The organism is Bacillus sp. NMCC4 (assembly GCF_002998555.1).
GTDB lineage: Bacteria > Bacillota > Bacilli > Bacillales > Bacillaceae > Bacillus.
This window is the reverse complement of record NZ_PVRA01000002.1, coordinates 458,917-480,913: the sequence shown is the minus strand read 5'-3', so window position 1 is coordinate 480,913 and position 21,997 is coordinate 458,917. Positions and strand designations below refer to the sequence as shown.

The following is a 21,997-nucleotide window of genomic DNA, read 5'->3' as shown; positions in this document are numbered from 1 at the left end:
CTTGATTTAATTCCTTTCTTACAACATATACTTCTTGATTTGACCTAATATGGTCTGCTCCTCACCACTAAACCCGGTGATGTCATAAAGTTCTGCTTCTTTTTGAAATTCTAGTGATTCCACGAGGGTTTCTGATTTTAATGCGGAGATGAGCTTTCCTTCATAAGCTGGAATCTTCACATGATATGGCTTTAAAAAGGTTTTTTTCAGTTCAGCCATGATATCCGCTTTTAACCGTTTCACATCTTCTTCGCGTCTCGCACTGATTAACAGATGACGATGCTTTGAAGATGGGATGAAATCTGGTCTGATTTGATCTTCTTTGTTATAAACCGTCAGCATCGGAATACGGTCTGCGTCTAGTTCTTCTAATAGCTCATGAACCGTCCGTTCGTGACCTTCGTAATCCTCATTAGAAGAATCGATGACGTGAAGCAAATAATCAGCTTCCTTCACTTCTTCAAGAGTGGAACGAAATGCCGCAATCAGTGTTGTTGGAAGGTCTTGGATAAAGCCAACAGTATCTGAAATCAGCACACTGTAGCCAGATGCTAATGTCATCTTACGTGTCATTGGATCAAGCGTCGCAAACAGCAGATCCTCTTCATGACTATCTGCTTCTGTTAATTGATTAAACAAAGTAGATTTTCCGGCATTCGTATATCCGACAATGGCAATTTGGAACACCCCATTTTTCTTCCGGCGTTCCCGGTATCTTGTACGGTGTTCTTTGACTGTAGATAATTGCCCGTTAATTTCGTGAATGCGGTTTCGAATATGGCGTCTATCTGTTTCAAGTTTTGTTTCACCTGGACCTCTTGCGCCAATTCCGCCTCCTTGTCTTGAGAGGCTGATCCCTTGTCCACTTAGTCTTGGCAAGGCATACTGAAGCTGGGCAAGCTCTATTTGCAGCTTCCCCTCTCTTGTACGAGCCCTTTTTGCAAAGATGTCTAAAATCAATTGTGTACGATCAATAATTTTCACATCTAAGGCAGTTGCCAAAGCTTTTAGCTGACTTGGAGACAGTTCGTCATTAAAAATAATGACATCACATTCGAATTCCTCGCAAAGCACTTCAAGCTCTTCTACTTTGCCTTTACCGATATATGTTGCGCTGTCTTGTCTATTTCTCTTTTGCGTCATCACGCTGACAGCTTCACCGCCAGCTGTTTTGGTTAAGGAAGCTAATTCTTCCATTGAGTATTGAAAGCGTTCATCCGTGACATGCGGCAATTGACAGCCGACAAGGATCGCTTTTTCTGTCATTTCATGTTCATTCAACGTCAGTTGTTTCCTTTCTGTACTTAAGTTTTCAGTAGTACCATCATACCAAACACATCACACGTATACCACTATTCGGATGGTTTATTTTAGTATCTCTTTATAAAAAGGATACGCCATTTTAAGTAGGCTTATCCTCTTTCATTTGCAGATCGTGACTTTTAATGGTGAGCAAATCTTTTTTATCATAATGATCCACAAGCAGAAGTCTCATCGCTTGGGTTCGAATGGCCTTTTCAATCGTGTTTCGCACAAACCGGCCGTTACTGAATTTTGCAGGGCTTGTGGTGCTTTTAATGTGCATTAAATAATCTCGCAGCTTCCATTCAGCTTCTTGCGTAAATATATATTCTCTGTCAGCCATCATTCGTTTGGCAATGTCCATGAGCTGATCGACAGTATAATCAGGAAAGCTGATATTGATTGGAAATCTTGATTGCAGGCCGGGGTTTAATGATAGAAAATGATCCATTTCCTTGGAGTAGCCAGCAAGAATGAGAATGAATTCGTGCTGTTTGTCCTCCATATGTTTTACTAGGGTATCAATCGCTTCTTTCCCAAAATCCTTTTCTCCTCCGCGGGCAAGAGAATAGGCTTCGTCAATGAACAAAATGCCACCTAGTGATTTTTTAATTAACTCCCTTGTTTTTTGCGCAGTATGACCAATGTACTCTCCGACAAGATCTCCGCGTTCCGCTTCAATTAAGTGCCCCTTTGAGAGGACATTCATTTCAAAGAAAAGCTTCCCGACAAGCCTTGCAACCGTTGTTTTCCCTGTGCCTGGATTCCCTTTGAACATCATATGAAGCGCTTGTTTCCCTACTTTCAACCCTTGTTCCTGCCTTTTTTGATTGACAAAAATCCAAGCATAAATCTCTTTTATGTTTCGTTTCATTTCATCCATACCGACAAGGCTGTTCATTTCACGCTCTATTTCCCGTAAGATGCTGTGTTTTGCCTCATTTTTCTGCAAGGCTTCTAGGTATTCTGCCTCTGAATCTGCATCAACCAATACTTGCTTTTGTCCGTTAAGTATAATATTGATTTGGCCGTTGTTTTTATATGTGACAGCTCGCTCCAACGTATTCACCTCTCGCTCTTCTCTCTTTATTCTATTCGGGTGGAGCTGTAATCGTGACAATCGCCCGCTTAAGCCCAAGTTTGCTGTCAAAATGACCCGAGATACCGGATATTGTAGGGATTTCTGCGGTTTCCCAGGAAATGATGTGCTATTTCCATTGTATTCATCCAATTTAGGCGGACAAACCAACAATTTGCTTTTTCTTAGAAAAATGTAGCTTTCTCATCACAAATTATGCAGAAAAGAGTCTCAATGATTTCCGCATTTTGTACAGGCAATTCTTCTATTTTCTCATAAAATAAAGACGAGGTGATGAATAGATGGTGAAGATTTTTATTGATCCTGGCCACGGAGGAACAGATTCTGGAGCTGCTGCTAATGGACTTTTGGAGAAAAACATCACACTTCAAATCGCGCTTTTACTGAGAGATATCATGATTAGTGAATATGATGGGGTTTCCGTCCGCTTAAGTCGTTCAATTGACCAATCCGTCACTTTGTCCCAGCGTACAAATGCGGCAAACAGCTGGGGAGCTGACTATTTCGTGTCTATTCATGTTAATGCAGGCGGGGGCACAGGTTTTGAAAGCTTTGTGTATCCTGGCGTTTCAGCACCGACCACCACGTATCGCAATGCCCTTCATGATGAAATTGTTCGCTCGGTGGATTTTGCCAACCGCGGCAAGAAAACAGCGAACTTCCACGTTCTTCGAGAAACTTCTATGCCCGCTATTTTAACAGAGAATGGTTTCATCGATACGACAGCTGATGCCAATAAGCTCCGCAACGCGACCTTCCTTCAAGGCATCGCTCGCGCTCATGCCACTGGATTAGAGAAAGCCTTTCAGCTGAAAAAAAAAGCAGGTAATCTTTATAAAGTACAGGCTGGGGCTTTCAAGGTGAAAGCCAATGCAGATGAATTAGCAGCCACACTTAAATCCAAAGGCTTTGACGCCTTCGTTGTATTAGAAGGCGGTATGTTCCGAGTGCAAGCTGGGGCTTTCCGCACAAAGCAAAATGCGGATGAGCTCGTCGCAAGATTAAAGCAGGCCGGTCACGACGCATTCGTTTTCCAATAAGCTGAAGCTGTTATAACGAAACAAACCGGCTCAAGTCTGCTGCTGAGCCGGTTTGTTATTGATTCATTTATGCTAAAATGTTCACGACAAATTGAGACCATGTTTCAAGTCGATCGAAGTATTCAGGCTTTTTCAAATCGGATGCTTTCATCCATTTTCCTGAGATTTGATCTGTTTCTTTTACTTCCACATGAGCACCTGGAGATAGTTCAAGCGCTGATAACAGGCCAATGTGCACACGGCCGACACTGTTGTCATCATCATTAATTAATCCAAGGGTTTTCACCTCAAGTTTGTCTTCTTCTTGAATAGAAAGTTCCTCGTCTAGTTCACGATCCGTATTTTCTTTTAGAATTTCAGCAAAGTTTTTTCCTTCGATAAAATTCATGTGACCACCAAAGCCAAGAGATAACTTATGATGCAATCGAGTCTCTCCCCCGCCTTGAAGCCTTTCATATACATACACTTCGTCCTCACGCTTAATCACGACATAAGGAATCGGCTGCTTGAAGTCAGGATTTTCTTCCGCATCGCCTCTGCGCATCTGCTTGAAGTGCTCTTCGATTTCTTTCATAATGGTGTTGATTGTTTTCTCTTCACTATTCACACCATTAAACGCAAGCGTTTCGTTTTGGAACACGCGTGCGCGCGGTGCAACTAGTATGATTTCATCCATTTTTCCCATGTTCGGTAACCTCCAGTATGTAACGCATTGTATGAAATGGCAAAAAGCCAAAACGAGTGATGCGTTTTGACTTTTACGCCTTACTTATGATTCATCTCCAAAGAAGAAGTCGTCATCTTTTAACGGCTCAACCGTCGCTTTTTTGTAGCCGTTCCCTTTCATTGAGAAGAAGTCATGCGATTTTGTTTTTGTATTGAGTCCGTTCAATACAATTGGATTGATCTCTTCTTCTTCAAAGTAAGGGGCAAATCCAAGGTTCATTAACGCTTTATTGGCATTGTAACGAATGAACTTTTTCACATCATGCGATAAATTGACTTGGTCATATATATCTTCCGTGTAATGAAGTTCATTTTCATAAAGCTCGTTCAAGAGGTCAATTGAGAAATCGTATAGCTCTTTTTGCACGTCAGGTGTTTGTTTGTTGTAAATTTCTTGTGCTAATAATCCAACGTATACACCATGAATCGCTTCATCACGCAAAATCAAGTTGATGATTTCACCACTTTGCATGAGCTTTCCTTGTCCATAGAAATAAAGCGGGTAGTAAAAACCACTGTAAAATAGGAAGCTTTCTAAATAAACAGAAGCAACCATTGCTTTAAAGAGGGAAATCGGATCGTCCTTTTGAATCGAACGGTATAAACTGACAATCATATCTGCTTTCTTTTGCAAGAATTTATTTTTCTTGACCCATTCAAACACTTCACTGATCGTTTCAGTTGGTGCGAGTGTCATGAAGATATTTGAGTATGATTTCGCGTGTACCGCATTTTCCATCATCGCCATAAAGTTTAATACAGCTTTACGCTGATGGCCGTCTACATGTTCAGCCACAATCGGCATCCCTGTATTTCCTTGTTCTGTATCAAGTAAAGTCAGGCCAGCAAGTACCTTCATGTACGTATCTCGCTCTTTTTCACCTAAATATTTCCATGTTAAGAGATCCCCGTTTAAGGAAATCTCTTCAGGAAGCCAGAACTGCTTCACATTTTGGTTGTAAAACATTTGTGTAAAATCGTCTTCGTGTTTTGACCAGTTGGCTGCATCATAAATTTTTGTCACGTTAAACTCTCCTTTAATCAAACAACACAAGAAAGACAGCCTTCCTGCCCTGTATCCTTCGTTCTTGCATAATAAAGTGTCTTAATGCCTTTATGGTGTGCATACAGATCGATACGGTTTAAGTCACGCGTTGTCATCGTATCTTTCAGGAATAGTGTAAAGCTGATTCCTTGATCGACGTGCTGCTGAATCGTTGCGATCATATCGACCACTTTAAACATGTCCATATCGTACGCTTCTTTATAGAAGAACCAGTTCTGCGCTGAAAGACCTGGCATTGGGTAATAGGTTTTGCTGTTGCCGTATGTTCTTTCTTCGATACGTTCCATAATTGGCATAACAGAGGCTGTGGCCGATTGCACATAAGAAATGGAACCTGTTGGTGCAATACATAAGCGGTAGCTATGGTACATGCCATTTTCCGCTACAAAGTCTTTGAGTGCTGCCCAGTCTTCTTTTGTTGGAATGTGCATGCCTTCAAATAGTGCTGCTGCTTTTTCTGTTTTTGGTGTGAAATCATTCTCCACGTATTTATTGAAGTACTCACCCGTTGCATAGCCAGAGCCTTCATAACGATGGAATGTTTCTCCTTTTTCTTTTGCAAGCTCACTTGAGCGTTTAATTGAATAATAGTTCACCATCATAAAGAAAGTATTCGCGAAATCTCTTGCTTCTTCACTTTCATAGGCAATTTGGTTTTGAGCCAAATACCCGTGAAGGTTCATCGCGCCAAGTCCGATTGATTTCATCGCCTTGTTCGCTTTTCGAACAGCCGGTGCATTGCGAATGTCTGTTGTTTCAGACACAAGTGTTAGTGAGTCTGTTGCAAGTTTGACCGTTTTTTCGATCGATTTGTTTTTCATGACATTCATGATATTTAATGAACCAAGATTACAAGAAATATCAAGACCAATTTCATCTTCTTGGTCATAGTCCGTGTAAGAAGAGACCTCTGAAGCCTGAAGCACTTCTGAGCAAAGGTTTGAGAATTTCACTCGTGAAATATGGTTTAATGCATGCTCTCTATTCACATTATCTTGGAACATGATATATGGATAGCCTGATTCTGAGCGAAGAACAGCCAATTTTTCAAGAAGCTTTCTCGGATTGACTTTTTCTTTTTTGATTTCCGGGTTTTCTACAAGCTCATCATACATTTCTTCCATGTCCATCTCATCAAGATGCTGTCCATATTCTTTATAGACTGTGTGTGGATAGAAGGTGTAAGCTGTTTTATCTTCTCTTGCCAGCTCGATAAATTTGTCCGGGATGACAACACCGATGGACAATGTTTTCACACGAACATCTTCATCAGCAGAGATTTTTTTTGTATCTAAGAAATCATTGATATCTCTGTGGAAAATATTGAGGTAGGCACTGCCTGATCCTTGTCTTTGTCCCATTTGATCTGCATATCTGAATGCATTATCAAGAAGCTTCATCACGCCGACGACACCTTTTGTCGCGTTTTCAACATCTTTGATTGCTTCGCCTTTTGCACGAAGTTTTGACAGGTTCAAACTGACGCCGCCGCCTAGTTTTGAAAGCTGCATTGAAATATCAATCGCTCTTGAAATATCGTTTAATGAGTCATTCACTTCAAGCAAGAAACAGCTCACAAGCTCACCGCGTCTTTTACGTCCAGCGTTTAAGAATGTTGGTGTACTTGGCTGGTACTCCTGATTGATCATCAGTTCTACAAACTCAAGTGCTTTTTCTTTATCTCCGCCCGCAAAGAAAAGCGCTACAACTGAAATGCGGTCTTCATAGCGTTCAAGGATTTTCTTTTTATCATTTGTTTTCAGTGCATAGTCGTTGTAAAACTTAAACGCACTCATGAATGATGGGAATCTAAATTTCTTCGCATATGCAGCTTCGAATACTTCTTTAATATCTGCCATGCTGTATTGTCTTAAAAATTCTTCCTCATAGTAGTCGTTTTCTATTAAGTAATCAATCTTCTCTTCTAAGTTGTGAAAGAAGACCGTGTTTTGATTAATATAATCTACGAAATAACTATGTACAGCTTCTTTGTCCTTATCAAACTGAAACTTTCCTTCTTTTTGAATCATAATCTCGTTATTTAATTGTATCCACTTTGGAACCTGATTTTGTGACAATTCTTTCTACCTCCTGTGTAAACAATTCAACATCCCTTTTTGTTCCGCTTAGTTCAAAGGTGTGCAAAATAGGAACTTGATATTGTTTAGAAATCGTATCGGCGCTTTTGGCAAAATTATCTCCCCACACTTTGTTTCCACTCACCGCTACACCTAGTAAAAGGTGAGCATTTTTCTCTAAAAAGGACTGAGTGGTACTAGGGACTTGTCCAAATCCTGTCGTAAAGGTGACGAGAATAAACGGCGTATCCAAAAACTCTTCTCCAGTCAATTTTCGTTTGTCTGTAAAAGGGGTCTTGTCCAAAAAGCGTTGAACATTTCCCGTTTTTGAATCAAATACGATTTGAATCAATTCCATCACGACCTAGTTTTTAGTATTGTTGATCATTTCGTTATTCACTATATATAGTATACTATGTTTTTTCAAAACACAACATATAGATGTTCGAAACGAAAAAAATCAACCAACCCGGCCGAACATTCATAGCCGAACTCGTACGTTCAAATAAATAGAGCAGAACAGGATCTAAAAATAGACTGCTCTACTCCCTATTCAACTGAAACCGAAATCTATCATAACACGAAAAAAAATCGCTTAGTAGACTAGACTTTTTGTTTTATTTTTTGTAGGCGTCGCACTGTAAATCTTCTGACACTTCTGTAATTTCCACTTCAACACCTAATTCTTTTAGCACCGCTTCAAGCGCAGAGACGATTGAAGCTTCTCTGACTAATTCTTTCCCATTTACAGAAACGCTTGTTCCATATTCGAAACAGGAGTCGTCTTCACAAGTTTGTTCCCAGTGATTAATTTTAATTTTGTGTGTCATGAACTCATCCTTTTCTGTCTAGATGTCTGATGCATGATTATAGTGTAGCGACTTCACATTCATTTGTAAATTTACGTGCTTACTCTTCAACAGAATCATCATCATATTCCTCGTCCCATTCATCTATGTACTTCGTTTTAACGAGGGTCAGTTCTCCCTCTTTTTCATCAAACCGGTACACATGTACTTCATCATCTTTCACAACAGCAAAGTGATTATTTTTTAGTGCAACAGCTGATTGTAAAAGGCCTTCTATATGTCCATTATCATCTTGATTAGCATAGTTATGCGAGCTTTCCTGTCTCGATTCAATGTTTGAAATGGCGCACGATCCAAATAAGACAACAATCCCAATCAATAGAAGGATCACTCTAATCCTTCTTAATTCAAGCTCTGCATTTTCCATATCGCTTCCCTCACCTTTCTTCATATCCAATAAGGGATTATACGTAAAATAGACAGAAAAGTTTCACGGCATGCAAAATAGCCCCTCTGCACTGACAAAAAACGTAGCGGGTTCCGGCCGGTTTATTCGCAGATGCATGGGGCTATTAGGTCGAACATATCCTATTCTAATTCTAGATTTACATTCTTTTGAGGTGCAAATGTAGAAATGGCGTGTTTATAAATAAGCTGCTGCTTCCCTTCTGTTTCAAGCAGCACCGTGAAATTGTCAAACCCTTTCACTTGACCGCGAAGCTGAAAGCCATTCAGTAAGAATACTGTGACAAAGGTATTGTCTTTACGGATTTGATTCAAAAATTGGTCCTGAATATTAATCGGTTTCATGTTTCGTCCTCCTTGATTCTGATAACTACAGTTTCGCTTTAAGTTCAAGCTTTCCTGCTATATATGCGAAAATTTCCTCTTTTTTGTCTGAAAAGTGGCAAGGCGGTGTCATGTCGAACCAAGTGACATCCATTTTATTACGAAACCACGTGAACTGACGCTTCGCATATCTGCGGGAATTTTGTTTTAATTGCCGGGTGGCTTCATCAAGTGAGCAGTCACCTTTAAAATACGCATACAGCTCTTTATAACCAATCGCTTGAACCGATTGACAATCCTTCAAGCCAGATTGATAAAGTGCGCTCACTTCCTCAATTAAGCCTTCATCTATCATCATATCAATTCTTTGGTGAATGCGCTCGTACAAAAGCTCTCGATCCATTTTCAGCCCAATGAAGGCTGTATCATAAAGAGGAACTTCTTGATGACCGTTTTGCATCTCCGACATTTTCTGACCTGTTGTATGGATCACTTCCAGCGCCCGGATCACGCGGCGGACATTATTCGGATGAATGGATTTTGCAGCATCAGGGTCTACTGCCTTTAGCTTTTCGTGCAGCTGAAGGGGGCCATGCCGCTGTTCAAACAGCGCTATTTCTTCTCTAAAAGCAGGATCACTTTTCTCGTCGGTAAATGTATAATCATATAAAACAGATTGGATATACAAACCTGTTCCGCCGACAATCATGGGTGTTTTCCCTCTAGCGGCAATCTCTTTGATTTTCAAACGGACCAGCTGCTGAAATTCAGCTGTAGAAAAGGATTCTTCCGGCTCTTTAATATCAATTAAGTGATGCGGGACACCATCCATTTCTTCAGGGGTGATTTTAGCTGTTCCAATGTCCATTCCTTTATAAATCTGCATAGAATCACCGCTGATAATTTCTCCATTAAATGCTTTGGCTATATGAATGCTCAGTTTTGTTTTGCCGACAGCCGTCGGTCCTACTAATACAATCACTGGTTGTTTCGTTTTTTTCATAACATCACTCTCTTTTACAAACTGCCTACAGTATAGCATAACTTCTCATTCTCTCCTATATACGGCCTATCACCAGCCGAGTGGTTCATTTCCGACCACTTCGTATGTTTTTCCTTTTAAACGGTGCGTATGCGTTGGCCGCTCTTCGTCCGGACTATAGACGACTCCTCCATACGGAATAGGGACAGAATCGTTATAGGCAGAAAACGTGACTTCCTCAATCTCGTGATAGTGCGTACCATCCACTCTCGGTATCGCAGGCCCTGTGATGCCGTAGTATCTGTGGAAATGCCCCCTCTCAAAAGAGGTGATCCCGCGATAAAAATGTGTATGCTGATCTGTATTGCTTCCATTGACAGGCTGAGAAATGCCTTCTATTAAATGATAATGCTCCTCTGTTACATCCGTTCGTGCTTTATAGGCATGAGCATGCGGCGGGCATTTTGCCCAATCAGATGGATACAGGCCCATTTTTAACATTCCTCCTTATATTAGGCATTCACCCAAACACATATAGGCCATTCGAATACACTGATGTCAGTTACAGTGATTTTATGTGAGAGGAGCCTTTTTTTATGAATTATTTTGACGCACAGCCATTTATGCAAGAAGACATGAGAAGACCTTTTGGTTTTGGCTTTGGACGCCCGGGTTTTGGGTTTGGGAGACCTGGATTCGGTTATGGTAGACCCGGATTCTTCGGACCTCCATTTTTAGGTGGTTTTGCTGGAGGTCTGCTTGCTGGGTCTCTGCTTGCGCCAGGATATGGATATGGGTACCCTTATCCGCCTCCGTACCCGCCATATGGACCATACCCTTATTATTAAATATGACGATTTAACGAAATCAAATGAATCGATTGACACACTCGTTTTTGATGGGTTAACATTTACTTTACCGACCGTTCAGTAAAGTAGGTGTTTTTTTTATGTCTAAAACCAAAAAAGAGCAAATCTTTGATGCAGCTGCCCGCACGATTTTAGAAGAAGGATTAAGCCAGCTTACCCTTCAGCAAGTGGCAGAGCATGCACATATGACCAAAGCCGGCCTGCTTTATCATTTTGCAAGCAAGGAAGAGCTCATCCAAAAAATGAATGAGCACGCGATTCTTTGCTTTCGTCAGCAGCTCGAAACGTATCAAGAAACTTACAAACACGAAAAAGCGCCTTATGTACGTGCATATATATTGGCCACATTACATGATCTTGATCATCAAAATACGACCCAGCTATGTACAAGTATGATGGCTACCATGTCATTTGATGAAGCGTTATTGAACCCTTGGCGTGATTTTTATGCGGAGTTCAAAGTGAAAGCAGCTGAGGAAATAAATGACCCTGCATTGAGTCAGCTGATCCGTCTTGCATGTGATGGGATATGGTTTTCAGAAATGTTTCAGCTTGAACCGCTGAACCGAGAGGAAAAAACCCTTTTACTTCATCGGATTTTACACCTATTAGAGGAGGGATGATGATGATCCTCGGATATCTTTTTCTAGCTGTGGCCATTTTTTCAGAAGCCATTGGTGCCGTGATGTTAAAACTCTCAAATGGCTTTACGCGCTTTAAGCCTAGCGCTGTCGTTGTTGCTGGCTATACACTTGCCTTTTATATGCTGTCATTGACACTTAACATCATTCCGCTTAGCATGTCTTACGCAACATGGTCTGGGGTTGGTACAGTCCTCACGGCTATTTTTGGCGTGCTTTTTTTCAAAGAAACCTTGAACCAAAGAGCAGTCATTGGGATGGCGATGCTTGTCTCAGGAGTCGTACTTTTAAATATGTCATAAAGGATGTGAGAGATCATGAAAGGAATGCTCTATTTAACAGGAGCCATTTTGACGGAGGTTTTTGGCAGTACGATGCTGAAGCTTTCACAAGGTTTTTCGCAACTGCTGCCGAGTATTGGGGTCCTGATCGGATTTGGCTGCGCCTTTACCTTCCTCAGTTTGGCACTTAAAACCATTGACCTTTCGTCTGCTTATGCGACATGGTCTGGCGTTGGAACAGCACTCACTGCTCTTATCGGACTCGTGCTGTTTAACGAAACCATTCACATAAAAGGCTTCATCGGCCTTGCACTTGTGATATGCGGCGTGATTGTCTTGAACCTGTCCAAAAAACAAAAGGAAGAAAACAAAGAACAAATCGATCAAACCGAATGGACGTCATAAAAAAAGTCATTTTCTCCATTTAATAAGAGAAAATGACTTTTTTGTTTTTACCCACCAACTTGAATGGTTTCTTCTAAGGAAATGGCCACATTTCCTTGAACAGCTCTTGAGATCATACATGAGCTTTCGGCTTTATGCGCGAGCTTGCGGGCCAGCTCAATATCTTGCGGGGAAGCGGATTGTTTGAGGATGATGACAGGCCGGTGAATGATTTTTTCATATGTAAACACACCATTGGTCACATCTACGACAGCCTCAGAACTCATCGTTAGATCCTCTTTCTCTAATTGGCTCCGCTCCATCATAGCGGCAAGTGTAATAATATAACACGTAGCCGCTGCACCTAAGAGCATCTCATCTGGATTTGTTCCAATGCCGGGACCGTCCATTTCTTTTGGAATTGAAATCTTCGTTTTTAACTGTGCACATGAGATTGTACCCACATCGTTACGCAGACCAGGCCAGCTCGCCTGAAGATGAAAATGATGACGCGCCATATTCGTCTCTCCTTTTGTTATACTTTTTATAGTGTAACAAGAATTCACGCTGCTTGTCTTAACATGTGCACCATCTTTATGTATATTCCTCATCCAGCACTGTCCGAATCGCCCTGACATACCGGTAGAACGTCTCGTTTTTTGTACTCGACCGCCGCCGAAAGTCAAAACTGTCAAATAAAGCTTCACGCTGACTTCTACTAATCTCTAGCTGTACACTTTGCCCTGTTTTTGTAAGATTATTAATATTATGATTGCTTGTTCCGCTCAGGGTTGCGTGTGCGACAGCCAGTTCAGCAGAAAATCCGTTCCGCTCTAATGAGTTCACAATTTTTTCTGCACGGTCGTAATCTGTTCCGCCAACGAGAGTATGGTCAATTCCTTCCTCACCTTTGTATCCATGAACTGCTAAGATATAATCGTGTGCTTTTGCCTGCGCGACGCCGACTGGCTCATCAAAGTTTGTGCTTGTAATATGAAGTTCTGACGCATTCTCTCTTAAGCCTTCAAACAAATACGTAGAGAAATCATTATCGAAAAAATGGACGATCTCGCTCACGCCGCCTTCAATCCTCCCGCCATGGGGTGACATCACTAGAAGACGGCTTCCAGGCACTGGGTTGGCTGTAATCTGATAGCTGCTTGTTGATTCGTTTTCTTCCAGTTCTTTAAAATTGCGATAAATATCATTTGAACCGCTTTCGTCTTCCCCACCTGATGACACTGGCTCATCATGTTCCTGTGCTTGCATTGTATAATAAACGCCCCATCCGATCGCAAGCAGGAGAAGCAAAGCAAAAAACTTCTTCATTCCCGTTCTCCTTTAACAGATTTCTAAGCCGTTTCTATGATTTATATTGAATCATCATTTCTTTTCATTTTTTCCACTTTTTCTCTTCAAATTTGATCATAACACTCTAGATCATGAGATTCCTCAAAAATAAGATAATTGCATTTATATACACAGAAACGCCTCTCCTCTTTGAAAACAGAGTTAGAATAGTATGACAGACAAATGAAGTTATGTTTAAAATGGCCTAGTTCTATCCAGTCTGTTTTCTTTAATTCGGCTTGTATTTATATGGATTTGATTTTTTTCCTCTGTGACAAGCCACATTTGTATGAGCATTGACCCTGTTTATCCCCCCCTTTTTTTCTGCAAAATCGATTGTTTCACCGGTTCTCTTTGAAGAACTCTCCCACCTATCATCGGCAGATTCTACATGTTTTTCACCTTTTTCTATTATTTTACAAAATGTAAGCGCTTTTCTTTTTAAAGAGAAATCAGTCAGCCGCCAATATGAAGAAAAGGAGGGGCATGAATCCGAACCAAGCAGCTCTCATTCTCATAACGTAATAGTGTACAAGAATGGATAGCTAGAATGGAGGGCATTACATGTTTGGATTTTCTATGGTGCAAATGGTCAGAACACATGCTAGTAAACTGGATCAGCCTTTAAGAGAAACCGTCCTTCACCTTTATAAACCTTTTAAATGGACGCCATGCTTTCTTCATCGTTTCTTGGAAGGAAGATTAAAGAAGAGAAAGAAGCTTCGTGTGATCATTGAATTTAAGGAAGGTGCGGTCGAAGCAGGTATTCAAAGCGCAAAACAGTTCATGAAAAAAAATAGAAAAACAAAAATTAAACGGCACTTTTCACATATCGACTGCTGCGCTGCTGACCTAACACCGGATGCTTTAGAGGAGCTGTTAGCGAATGGTGAGCATATTCGTAAAATTTATTTAGACAGGAAAGTTCATGCACTTCTGGATGTGGCCACACAAGCAAGTCATACTGATGAAGTCATCCGAAACGGTACAACCTTAACAGGGGAAGGTATTACGGTCGCTGTCATTGACACAGGGATTTATCCGCATGAAGATCTAGAAGGAAGAATTCGCGATTTTGTGGATTTAGTCAAGCAAAAAACAAAGCCTTATGATGATAACGGGCATGGCACTCACTGCGCTGGAGATGTAGCTGGAGACGGAGCTGCCTCAGATGGCTTGTACAAAGGACCTGCTCCAAAAGCTCATTTAATTGGCGTGAAAGTGTTAAATAAACAAGGGGCTGGATCACTTTCTACTATTATAGAAGGGGTTGAATGGTGCATCCAGTTCAATGAAGATCACCCTGATGATCCGATTCATATTATGAGTATGTCACTAGGCGGAGAGGCCCAGCGTTATGATGACGAACAAGACGATCCGATGGTGCGCGCTGTCAATGCTGCTTGGGATCAAGGCATTGTTGTATGCGTCGCTGCCGGAAACTCTGGTCCTAACAGCCAAACGATTGCGAGCCCTGCCGTCAGTCAAAAAGTTATTACCGTTGGCGCTTTTGATGACCGGAATACACCAGAATCAAACGATGATATCGTGGCACCATTTTCGAGCAGAGGCCCTACTGTTTATGGTGAAACAAAGCCTGATATTCTCGCACCAGGAGTAAACATCGTCTCTCTCAGATCACCAAGGTCCTTTCTAGATAAACTCGATAAATCAAGCAGAGTCGATGACGATTACACGACGTTATCTGGCACATCTATGGCAACACCGATTTGTGCTGGTATTTGCGCTCTTCTTTTAGAGCATTCACCAGATTTAACGCCCGATGATGTCAAAACCCTGTTAAAAGAAAATACAAGCAAGTGGTCTGGAGATGACCCGATGATTTACGGAGCAGGTGCCATTGACGCAGAAAAAGCCATCAAAGAATAAATTAAAAAAGCCCTTTACGTTGATTCGTAAAGGGTGTTGTTTGTCTGTTATTACGTGTGAAGTCTTTCATCTACTTGAGCAGCTGACATGTTATGCTTCGTTCTCATACATCTCATCTCCTTTTTGAATGTGCGTACGCGCTTCGATCACAATCTCAAAAAAAGTGGAAGATTCCTTGTACATGTCGCGTTCCTTATAATAATTAGCCGCATCAAGTGCTAATTCCTCTAAATCAGCAAACATTTTTTTGCTTCGCAGACCAAAAAGGGCCGACCTTAATTGCTCACAGCTGTCTTTTTCTATATAAAGCGCCTGCAAAAATTGGAATTTCAACTGATAAATTTCATCTTCCAATAAACAAGCCTCGTTCATTCCTTTACATATAGCCTCGCCCGCCCGCTGGATATCTCCGAGTTTAAAACAAGTAAGGGCAAGTGAAAATAATGATTTGATCATCGTGGATGCTTGATCTTTTTGATAAAGGGAAATGGCTTGTTCAAAAAAGACAGTCGCTGTATGATACGTTCCCATACTATAATGACAAGCACCTAAGTTATTAAGAGCCATCGCTTTAAAATAAGATGTGCATTCTTGCCGTTCCATCGCTTCACAGACCTTTAACGCTTTTTCTAAATAAGGAAGCGCTTTTTGGTGCTGACTCACATCAATCCAATTACCTGCCATGACAAAATCACATTGAATGCTTCTTTTTCCATAAAGCTGATGTTTCTTATAAATGTCTCTCGCCTTTTTAGCATAATGCATGGAGAAATAAGTTTGTTTCATATGATAGTATACTTCAGCGATTTTATAGTAAAATTCCGCTTTTTCAATCTCATCTGTCACTAAGATCAGTTGATGTTCCGCATGCTTGTAATAGGAAATAGCCTCGATATACCGGCGCTGGATAAACGCATACATTCCATGGAAAAAATGAAAGTAATAGCCGAGCAAGCCTGTCATCTCATCTTCTCCATCTTCCATTTCTTTCGGAAAAGACACGGCTTGAAGCGTTTCACTCCCTGCATGGACTGGCGTTAAATGCTGAAGCATCATTTGATGGCGAAAATCCATTAGAGAATAGTATAGAAGTAAATCTTGATCCTCTTCCATCTCATGAATTTCTTCTTCAACAAGGCGCTTCATATCGTTTGCTTGTTCGACTTCAAATTTGCAAATATGCGTGTACCATTGATTGATCTTTACACCTACTTCGGAAGATGGTATTTTGTGTGCCATCCACTTCAGCCCCATTCTATCATATCAAACTGATAACTATTATTTTACATAATTTATGTTTTTAAGGCAAATTGTAAGTTATTACATAATTTATGTCTATTTCGCATATTTCTATCTTTTTTACCAAGTTTAAATAGAGTACTTTTGCCCATCAAAACGGTTTTTCTACGAAGATGGGTCAAATTCTCTTAATACTTCTTTTAAAGCACTGATATAACGTCTGAATGCTTTTTTCTTTCCTTTTCTCGTATCAAAATTGTCAAAAAAGGCTTCTCTCTGCGCCGTACTAATTTCTAGCTGAACACTTTCACCACTCGCATTTCGATTATTAATATTTTTGGGATCTGTTCCTGAAAGCCGTTCGCCTTCTTGCACCATTTCTGCAGAAAATCCTCGATCCTTTAATTCTCGAACAACTGCTCTTTGCATTTTTTCGTTTGTCCCGCCAACTAGTGTGTGTCTTTTATCACTTTTATAGCCGTGGATGGAAATGGAGAAGGGATACGTTTTAATCATTTGAACCAATATCGGTTCATCAAACTTGGTGCTTGTAATATGCAAATCACGATTATTGTCTTGTTTTGTTCCTTCAAACAAATACGTAGAGTACTTTTCTTGAAATGCTTCTACAATTTCACTTGCTCCTGGTTCAATTTCCCCTCCATGAGGAGAAAATACGAGTAAATCACTTCCACCCTTTTCGTGAAATTCTATTTCATAGCCTTCTCTTTCATGTCGGATAAGCTGTTTAAAGCTTTCATATTGATCCCCTTTTTTTCGCTCTTTATGATACTTTTCTACCTCTTCTTGATATTGCTTTTGCTCTTTTTTTTCTTGAACAGAATGGCTGCATTTCACCATTAAAAGAGCACACAGGATCAGAAAGATGAATCCACATATCAGTAGCCTTTTCATTTCACCGCTCCTTTTCATTCTCTTAGGTGTCATCTTATCGCATTATTTTACTATCAATGGCTAACAGAATTCAAAGGTTGTCCGGCTCATTTGAACGAATCAGGAGAACTTACCTGTTTTTTTATGCTGCCCTAGGTATTTCTGACTTCTTTGAATCATTCATTGCTTGAATAAAAACTGCATCGTATGACCTTATTTTAGCTTTAGTTAAAATCACCTACAAAAATGGACATATTCTTCTGATTTCAAACAAAAAAAGCCGTAAACAAAAGGTATGCCCTTCTGTTTACAGCCAATTACTGTATATCCATCATTAAACTCTTAGTTCATTCTCTAAAGCTGAAAGGACTTCATCTTGCGACAGTCCTTGTGCAAGAGAAATCTCACTCACTAACATGCCTCGTGCATCTTCAAGCATCTTCTTTTCACTTGAATTTAATGCTTTCTTCTGATTGCGTCTCATCAGATCTTTGACAACGTCTGCACCATCTTCGATCGCACCTGTTTTTAGCTTTTTCAGATTTTCATCATATCTTTGCTTCCAAGTAAGCGTGTCGTCGTTTGTTTCTTCTGCAAAATTGTTCATCACAACTTTCAGCGTTGCTTGATCTGCTACCGGACGTATACCTAGTTGATTGATTCTGCCTCTTGGGATCATCATCTGCATATTCGGCATTTGAATCAGAAAATATTCCTCCGTCTTACCTAAAATCTCTTTTTCTTCCATTCCTTCAATCACACCGGCACCATGCATAGGGTAAACAATTTTATCACCTATTTGAAACAAATCCGCCACCTCCGAAAGTATTCACATTATGATTATAACACATTTCATCGGTGGATAAAAATTTATATTCTATCATGTTATTTTAGCACTAGTCAATTCTTTTTATTTGAGTTTTTCAGAAAAAGCCTTTTTTTACAAAAAAAGCGCCATCATCCAGTCCCCTTGTCTTATTCTTGCATATACTAGCATTGAGTCACATTTAGGAGGGATGACAATGTGCAAATGCAAGTGCAAGTGCAAACATTCCCACTCAAACTGTTATAAAAAGCATGACGATCATTGCCATGAGGATCCATGTAAAGAAAAAAAGTTTCATCATAAAAAAGATAAATGGTTTGAGAGCGATTTCTGGGATACTTCTAGAAGCTACGATCCCTATTACTGTCCTAAAAGTGTCTGCAGCAGCTGTAAGAAGCGTCGTAGAAGAAGACATGGCTTCTCATATTAGCAATTGACGCTTTCACCTGCTTTTCGTTTTCCCGGCTGAAAAGCCGGTTTTTTTCATATGGATAGGCTCATGAAACGGATCATGCTCATAGGATATGGCAACCTGACATAAAGGATGAGATATCAAATGAACAATATGAATAGTCCAATGAATCATCATCACCAAGAAAATCCCTATCATACATTTGAGAATGTGTATACAGCCAATCATGAGCATGTGGTCGCGCCAAACATGCAGGATCCTATGAATATGCCAAAGCATGATCATACCGGTAAAAAAGATATGTACAGCGGACACTATCCGCATCATCATTCAACCTATTCGACGTTTCCAAATCAGCATGATGCCTTTTCACATGTTCCAATGAAAGATCACCATCATCTTGGCCACTATGGTGGATACGGAATGATGCCATATCATCCATACGGATATCAAGATATGCATATGATGATGCCAAATCAGCAAATGACAGGCCATGGTTATGGAATGAACCAACCAAATGCGTTTTTCCCCCGTTATTACTAAACAAGTGACAAAATAAGGGTATAATATACCATTTAATACCATATAGGAATATGGTAACCTTGTAGGTAAATAATGGGTGTAATCATCTATTATTTACCTATATTCAACAAGGGGGAAGGAAGAAATGAAAAAAACATGGACAATGATCATGATGGGAATGCTTACACTGGTCATGGCACTATCGGTACCGATTGCCGCATCCGCAGAAGGAGTCAAAACGGAGGAAGGCAAAGCATCAACGAATGCAAGACCAGCTGAACTTTATGCAAAAATTACAGGTACAAGTAAGCAGGAATGGTCTTTTTCTGACATTGAGCTGACATACCGCCCAAATTCTGTTTTAAGTATCGGTGCCATTGAGTTCACATTGCCTGCAGGCTTTCAAGCGACAACAAAAGACATCTTCAATGGAAAAGCATTAAAAGACAGCTACATTTTGAACAGTGGAAAAACTGTCCGCATTCCAGCTAGAATCGATTTATTAGGAATCTCACAATATAAATTACAACTTTCACATAAAGTACTTCCTGCTGCAGGTACATACACGTTCCGCGCAGAAAACCGTGCGCTTAGCATTGGTTCTAAATTTTATGCAGAGGACACCCTTGATATTCAAACACGACCAGTTGTGGTCACACCGCCAAATCCTTGTGGATGCTAAATAAAAAAGCGCTCTAATAAGAGCGCTTCAGCGTGTAGACAAACCCTCGCATTCTTTGTCAGGTCTGTGCTCCGTTACTCACGAATGTTCAATTCGCTCCGTTCCGGTGCTCGCCCTTCCTAGACTACAAAGATTTTCTATCACGCTGAAAAGAAGACAAAGGGCCAAAATCAAGATGATTTTAGCCCTTTGTCTTTTTTTCATTTGATCACATGACCCGTTTAAACATTTTTTCCATTTCATATGTCGAGTGATGAATGATGATCGGCCGGCCGTGCGGACAAGTGAAGGGGTCCTTTGTCTGCCGGAGTTCATCTAATAAGGCTTTGATTTCATCATGACGCAAATGGCGATTTGCTTTGATAGAACCTTTACAGCTCATCATGATCGCCGCTTCTTCTCTCAATTTTTTGATATCAACACGCTTCTCATCTAGCACTTGCTCTATAATCTCTTCGATCAGTTCAGCCTCTTCCCCTTTTGGAAACCACTGCGGATGCGACCGAACAATGTAGCTTCCTGAACCGAAAGACTCTAAGAAGACGCCCACTTTCGTTAGTATCTCTTTATGCTCTTCAATAATCAGCATATCGTTTTTCGAGTAGTGGAATGTTAATGGGACGAGCATTTCTTGCACTTCCTGCTTGATCTCTCCTACCTTCTCACGATAATACTCATACTTGATTCGCTCCTGGGCCGCATGCTGATCGATAATATAAAGCCCTCGTTCATTTTGAGCCAAAATATATGTGCCGTGCATTTGCCCGATGGGATACATGACTGGAACACGTTCGTTTTCTGAAATGGCTTCTGCTGCATCTTCTCTCAGTACTGACTCTTCATATTCAAGAGAAGCAGCGGATTCCTCTAAATGAACACGCTCAGATGGAGCATCTTCATTAAATACGGGTGCTGACGTCCCTGTCATTTCCTGCGCAGGCGTCCCGTATGTGCCCATCTGATTTGTCTCGTATACAACCGATTCGAGAGGCTCCGGTTGATAGCGTAGCGGCGTTTCCGTTTCGCTTGTGTTTACTTTTTTCGCATCAAAGGTTAAGGATTGCTGCTCATTTTTCACTGCTGGCATTGGTGCTTTCTTTGGCACTGAAGCACTTGGAATAAGCTGCTGCTTTTGAAATACTTCCTTAATTCCTTGTTTGATTAGCTCATGAAGTTCCTGCTCTTTACTTAGTCTCACTTCAAGCTTCGAAGGGTGAACGTTCACATCCACTAAAATGGGGTCCATCTTCATCTCAATAAATGTAATCGGATGGCGGCCAATCGGCAGCAGGGTATGATACCCTTCATGGACCGCTTTCACGAGCGGAAAATGCTTAACATATCTGCCGTTTACAACAGAAGACATATAATTCCGTGATGCCCTTGTCACTTCTGGCAAGGAGATATATCCTTTCACTTCAAAATCAAGTGATTGCACGTGAAGCGGCACCATTTTTTTCGCAACAGCTGTCCCGTAAATGGCCGCAAGCACATGCCGCACATCCCCGTTTCCATTCGTCTGAAGCAGGACTTTCCCTTGATGTCGCAAGCGAATCGATACTTCTGGGTGAGCCAGCGCAATTCGATTGACGACATCTGATATATTGCCAAGCTCCGTATGAACGGTTTTCATGTATTTTAAGCGGGCAGGCGTATTGTAAAATAAGTTGGTAACGACAATCTCGGTACCGCGGCGGCCAGAGGTTTTTTTCTCTGAAATGATCTTTCCGCCTTGCAGTACCAGGTGCGTTCCAGCTCCTTCACCAGTACTTGTTTTCATTTCTAGATGAGAGACAGATGCGATACTTGGCAGCGCCTCTCCCCTGAACCCGAGCGTTCTGACACGGAACAGATCATTTTCATCTTTGATTTTACTCGTTGCATGGCGCTGAAAGGCGAGCTTACAATCTTCAGCATCGATTCCAACACCATTATCAATCATTCTAATAGAGGAAAGACCTGCTTCTTCTACATCGATTTCAATCACTGTACTGCTTGCATCGATTGCATTTTCCATAAGCTCCTTTACGACAGAAGCCGGACGCTCGACTACTTCACCTGCAGCAATTTTATTGGATAGGTCATCGGATAACTGAATAATCTTTGCCATTTTGCT

General features: G+C 40.9%; 25 protein-coding genes. 8 read left to right on the top strand and 17 right to left on the bottom strand.

The annotated features are described in order from the left end of the window. Nucleotides 1–18: 18 nt before the first annotated feature. Both hflX and spoVK read right to left on the bottom strand, forming a co-directional pair. Nucleotides 19–1,281: a GTPase HflX gene (gene hflX, locus C6Y02_RS06665; RefSeq protein WP_060596368.1), complete on the bottom strand. Its 1,263-nt coding sequence runs from the start codon at nt 1,279–1,281 to the stop codon at nt 19–21. A 121-nt stretch (nt 1,282–1,402) separates the two neighbouring features. Beyond that, nucleotides 1,403–2,362 carry a stage V sporulation protein K gene (gene spoVK, locus C6Y02_RS06660; protein WP_106030922.1) on the bottom strand — a complete coding sequence of 320 codons (960 nt, stop codon included), beginning with the start codon at nt 2,360–2,362 and terminating at the stop codon, nt 1,403–1,405. A 320-nt stretch (nt 2,363–2,682) separates the two neighbouring features. Here spoVK and C6Y02_RS06655 point away from each other — a divergent pair, with 320 nt between their 5' ends. Then, entirely contained in the window at nt 2,683–3,441 is a 759-nt protein-coding gene (locus C6Y02_RS06655) for an N-acetylmuramoyl-L-alanine amidase (protein ID WP_106030921.1), read from the top strand. A gap of 67 nt (nt 3,442–3,508) precedes the next feature. Here the strand turns inward: C6Y02_RS06655 and C6Y02_RS06650 are convergent, their stop codons facing one another. The 9 genes from C6Y02_RS06650 to C6Y02_RS06610 all read right to left on the bottom strand — a co-directional run bounded on the left by C6Y02_RS06650 (nt 3,509) and on the right by C6Y02_RS06610 (nt 10,383). Continuing rightward, complete coding sequence (locus C6Y02_RS06650; RefSeq protein ID WP_106030920.1) at nt 3,509–4,126, bottom strand: hypothetical protein; 618 nt, start codon at nt 4,124–4,126, stop codon at nt 3,509–3,511. Nucleotides 4,127–4,210: 84 nt separating this feature from the next. After that, nucleotides 4,211–5,191: a class 1b ribonucleoside-diphosphate reductase subunit beta gene (gene nrdF, locus C6Y02_RS06645; RefSeq protein WP_024424085.1), complete on the bottom strand. Its 981-nt coding sequence runs from the start codon at nt 5,189–5,191 to the stop codon at nt 4,211–4,213. A gap of 17 nt (nt 5,192–5,208) precedes the next feature. Then, nucleotides 5,209–7,311, bottom strand: coding sequence for a class 1b ribonucleoside-diphosphate reductase subunit alpha (nrdE, locus tag C6Y02_RS06640; RefSeq protein ID WP_066030874.1), 2,103 nt, complete (start codon nt 7,309–7,311; stop codon nt 5,209–5,211). Beyond that, nucleotides 7,271–7,663 carry a class Ib ribonucleoside-diphosphate reductase assembly flavoprotein NrdI gene (gene nrdI, locus C6Y02_RS06635; protein WP_008360380.1) on the bottom strand — a complete coding sequence of 131 codons (393 nt, stop codon included), beginning with the start codon at nt 7,661–7,663 and terminating at the stop codon, nt 7,271–7,273. The genes nrdE and nrdI overlap by 41 nt, the downstream gene beginning before the upstream one ends. A gap of 265 nt (nt 7,664–7,928) precedes the next feature. Beyond that, nucleotides 7,929–8,141 (bottom strand): hypothetical protein, encoded by a 213-nt coding sequence (locus C6Y02_RS06630; RefSeq protein WP_003212415.1) that lies wholly within the window; start codon nt 8,139–8,141, stop codon nt 7,929–7,931. Between the two features lie 79 nt (nt 8,142–8,220). After that, nucleotides 8,221–8,547, bottom strand: coding sequence for a YmzC family protein (locus C6Y02_RS06625; RefSeq protein ID WP_106030919.1), 327 nt, complete (start codon nt 8,545–8,547; stop codon nt 8,221–8,223). A 161-nt stretch (nt 8,548–8,708) separates the two neighbouring features. After that, on the bottom strand, nt 8,709–8,930 hold the full coding sequence (gene hfq, locus C6Y02_RS06620) for an RNA chaperone Hfq (RefSeq protein ID WP_003211269.1): 222 nt from the start codon (nt 8,928–8,930) through the stop codon (nt 8,709–8,711). A 25-nt stretch (nt 8,931–8,955) separates the two neighbouring features. Beyond that, nucleotides 8,956–9,912, bottom strand: coding sequence for a tRNA (adenosine(37)-N6)-dimethylallyltransferase MiaA (gene miaA / locus C6Y02_RS06615; protein ID WP_106030918.1), 957 nt, complete (start codon nt 9,910–9,912; stop codon nt 8,956–8,958). A gap of 69 nt (nt 9,913–9,981) precedes the next feature. Beyond that, the gene (locus C6Y02_RS06610; RefSeq protein WP_060596355.1) at nt 9,982–10,383 is read right to left on the bottom strand and encodes a YmaF family protein; all 402 of its coding nucleotides are present in this window, start codon (nt 10,381–10,383) and stop codon (nt 9,982–9,984) included. 104 nt (nt 10,384–10,487) lie between these two features. On the opposite strand from C6Y02_RS06610, the gene C6Y02_RS06605 reads away from it, so the two are divergent. From C6Y02_RS06605 to erbB, 4 genes are all read left to right on the top strand, one after another. After that, on the top strand, nt 10,488–10,739 hold the full coding sequence (locus tag C6Y02_RS06605) for a spore coat protein (RefSeq protein WP_106030917.1): 252 nt from the start codon (nt 10,488–10,490) through the stop codon (nt 10,737–10,739). A 101-nt stretch (nt 10,740–10,840) separates the two neighbouring features. Continuing rightward, the gene (locus C6Y02_RS06600; protein WP_106030916.1) at nt 10,841–11,383 is read left to right on the top strand and encodes a TetR/AcrR family transcriptional regulator; all 543 of its coding nucleotides are present in this window, start codon (nt 10,841–10,843) and stop codon (nt 11,381–11,383) included. Between the two features lie 2 nt (nt 11,384–11,385). Then, entirely contained in the window at nt 11,386–11,703 is a 318-nt protein-coding gene (gene erbA, locus C6Y02_RS06595) for an SMR family multidrug efflux transporter EbrA (protein ID WP_106030915.1), read from the top strand. Between the two features lie 15 nt (nt 11,704–11,718). Continuing rightward, on the top strand, nt 11,719–12,087 hold the full coding sequence (gene erbB / locus C6Y02_RS06590; protein ID WP_034662159.1) for an SMR family multidrug efflux transporter EbrB: 369 nt from the start codon (nt 11,719–11,721) through the stop codon (nt 12,085–12,087). Nucleotides 12,088–12,134: 47 nt separating this feature from the next. Here erbB and C6Y02_RS06585 read toward each other — a convergent pair whose 3' ends face one another. Both C6Y02_RS06585 and C6Y02_RS06580 read right to left on the bottom strand, forming a co-directional pair. Next, on the bottom strand, nt 12,135–12,584 hold the full coding sequence (locus C6Y02_RS06585; RefSeq protein WP_106030914.1) for an OsmC family protein: 450 nt from the start codon (nt 12,582–12,584) through the stop codon (nt 12,135–12,137). A gap of 76 nt (nt 12,585–12,660) precedes the next feature. Next, the gene (locus tag C6Y02_RS06580; RefSeq protein ID WP_034662166.1) at nt 12,661–13,395 is read right to left on the bottom strand and encodes a poly-gamma-glutamate hydrolase family protein; all 735 of its coding nucleotides are present in this window, start codon (nt 13,393–13,395) and stop codon (nt 12,661–12,663) included. A 585-nt stretch (nt 13,396–13,980) separates the two neighbouring features. Between C6Y02_RS06580 and C6Y02_RS06575 the strand changes: the two genes are divergently transcribed. Beyond that, nucleotides 13,981–15,306 carry a S8 family peptidase gene (locus C6Y02_RS06575; RefSeq protein ID WP_106030913.1) on the top strand — a complete coding sequence of 442 codons (1,326 nt, stop codon included), beginning with the start codon at nt 13,981–13,983 and terminating at the stop codon, nt 15,304–15,306. Between the two features lie 90 nt (nt 15,307–15,396). Here C6Y02_RS06575 and C6Y02_RS06570 read toward each other — a convergent pair whose 3' ends face one another. The 3 genes from C6Y02_RS06570 to C6Y02_RS06560 form a co-directional block, all read right to left on the bottom strand. After that, nucleotides 15,397–16,545: a Rap family tetratricopeptide repeat protein gene (locus C6Y02_RS06570; RefSeq protein ID WP_106030912.1), complete on the bottom strand. Its 1,149-nt coding sequence runs from the start codon at nt 16,543–16,545 to the stop codon at nt 15,397–15,399. Nucleotides 16,546–16,710: 165 nt separating this feature from the next. Further along, nucleotides 16,711–17,460, bottom strand: coding sequence for a poly-gamma-glutamate hydrolase family protein (locus C6Y02_RS06565; protein ID WP_106030911.1), 750 nt, complete (start codon nt 17,458–17,460; stop codon nt 16,711–16,713). A gap of 313 nt (nt 17,461–17,773) precedes the next feature. Further along, a complete protein-coding gene (locus C6Y02_RS06560) occupies nt 17,774–18,247 on the bottom strand; it encodes a CarD family transcriptional regulator (RefSeq protein WP_034662177.1) in 474 nt (157 codons plus the stop codon). 574 nt (nt 18,248–18,821) lie between these two features. Here C6Y02_RS06560 and C6Y02_RS06550 point away from each other — a divergent pair. Continuing rightward, nucleotides 18,822–19,220 (top strand): hypothetical protein, encoded by a 399-nt coding sequence (locus C6Y02_RS06550; protein WP_106030910.1) that lies wholly within the window; start codon nt 18,822–18,824, stop codon nt 19,218–19,220. A 124-nt stretch (nt 19,221–19,344) separates the two neighbouring features. Next, the gene (bslA, locus tag C6Y02_RS06545) at nt 19,345–19,881 is read left to right on the top strand and encodes a biofilm surface layer hydrophobin BslA (RefSeq protein WP_034662185.1); all 537 of its coding nucleotides are present in this window, start codon (nt 19,345–19,347) and stop codon (nt 19,879–19,881) included. 208 nt (nt 19,882–20,089) lie between these two features. On the opposite strand, the gene mutL is transcribed toward bslA, so the two are convergent. Further along, on the bottom strand, nt 20,090–21,991 hold the full coding sequence (mutL, locus tag C6Y02_RS06535) for a DNA mismatch repair endonuclease MutL (protein WP_106030909.1): 1,902 nt from the start codon (nt 21,989–21,991) through the stop codon (nt 20,090–20,092). Nucleotides 21,992–21,997: the final 6 nt, after the last annotated feature.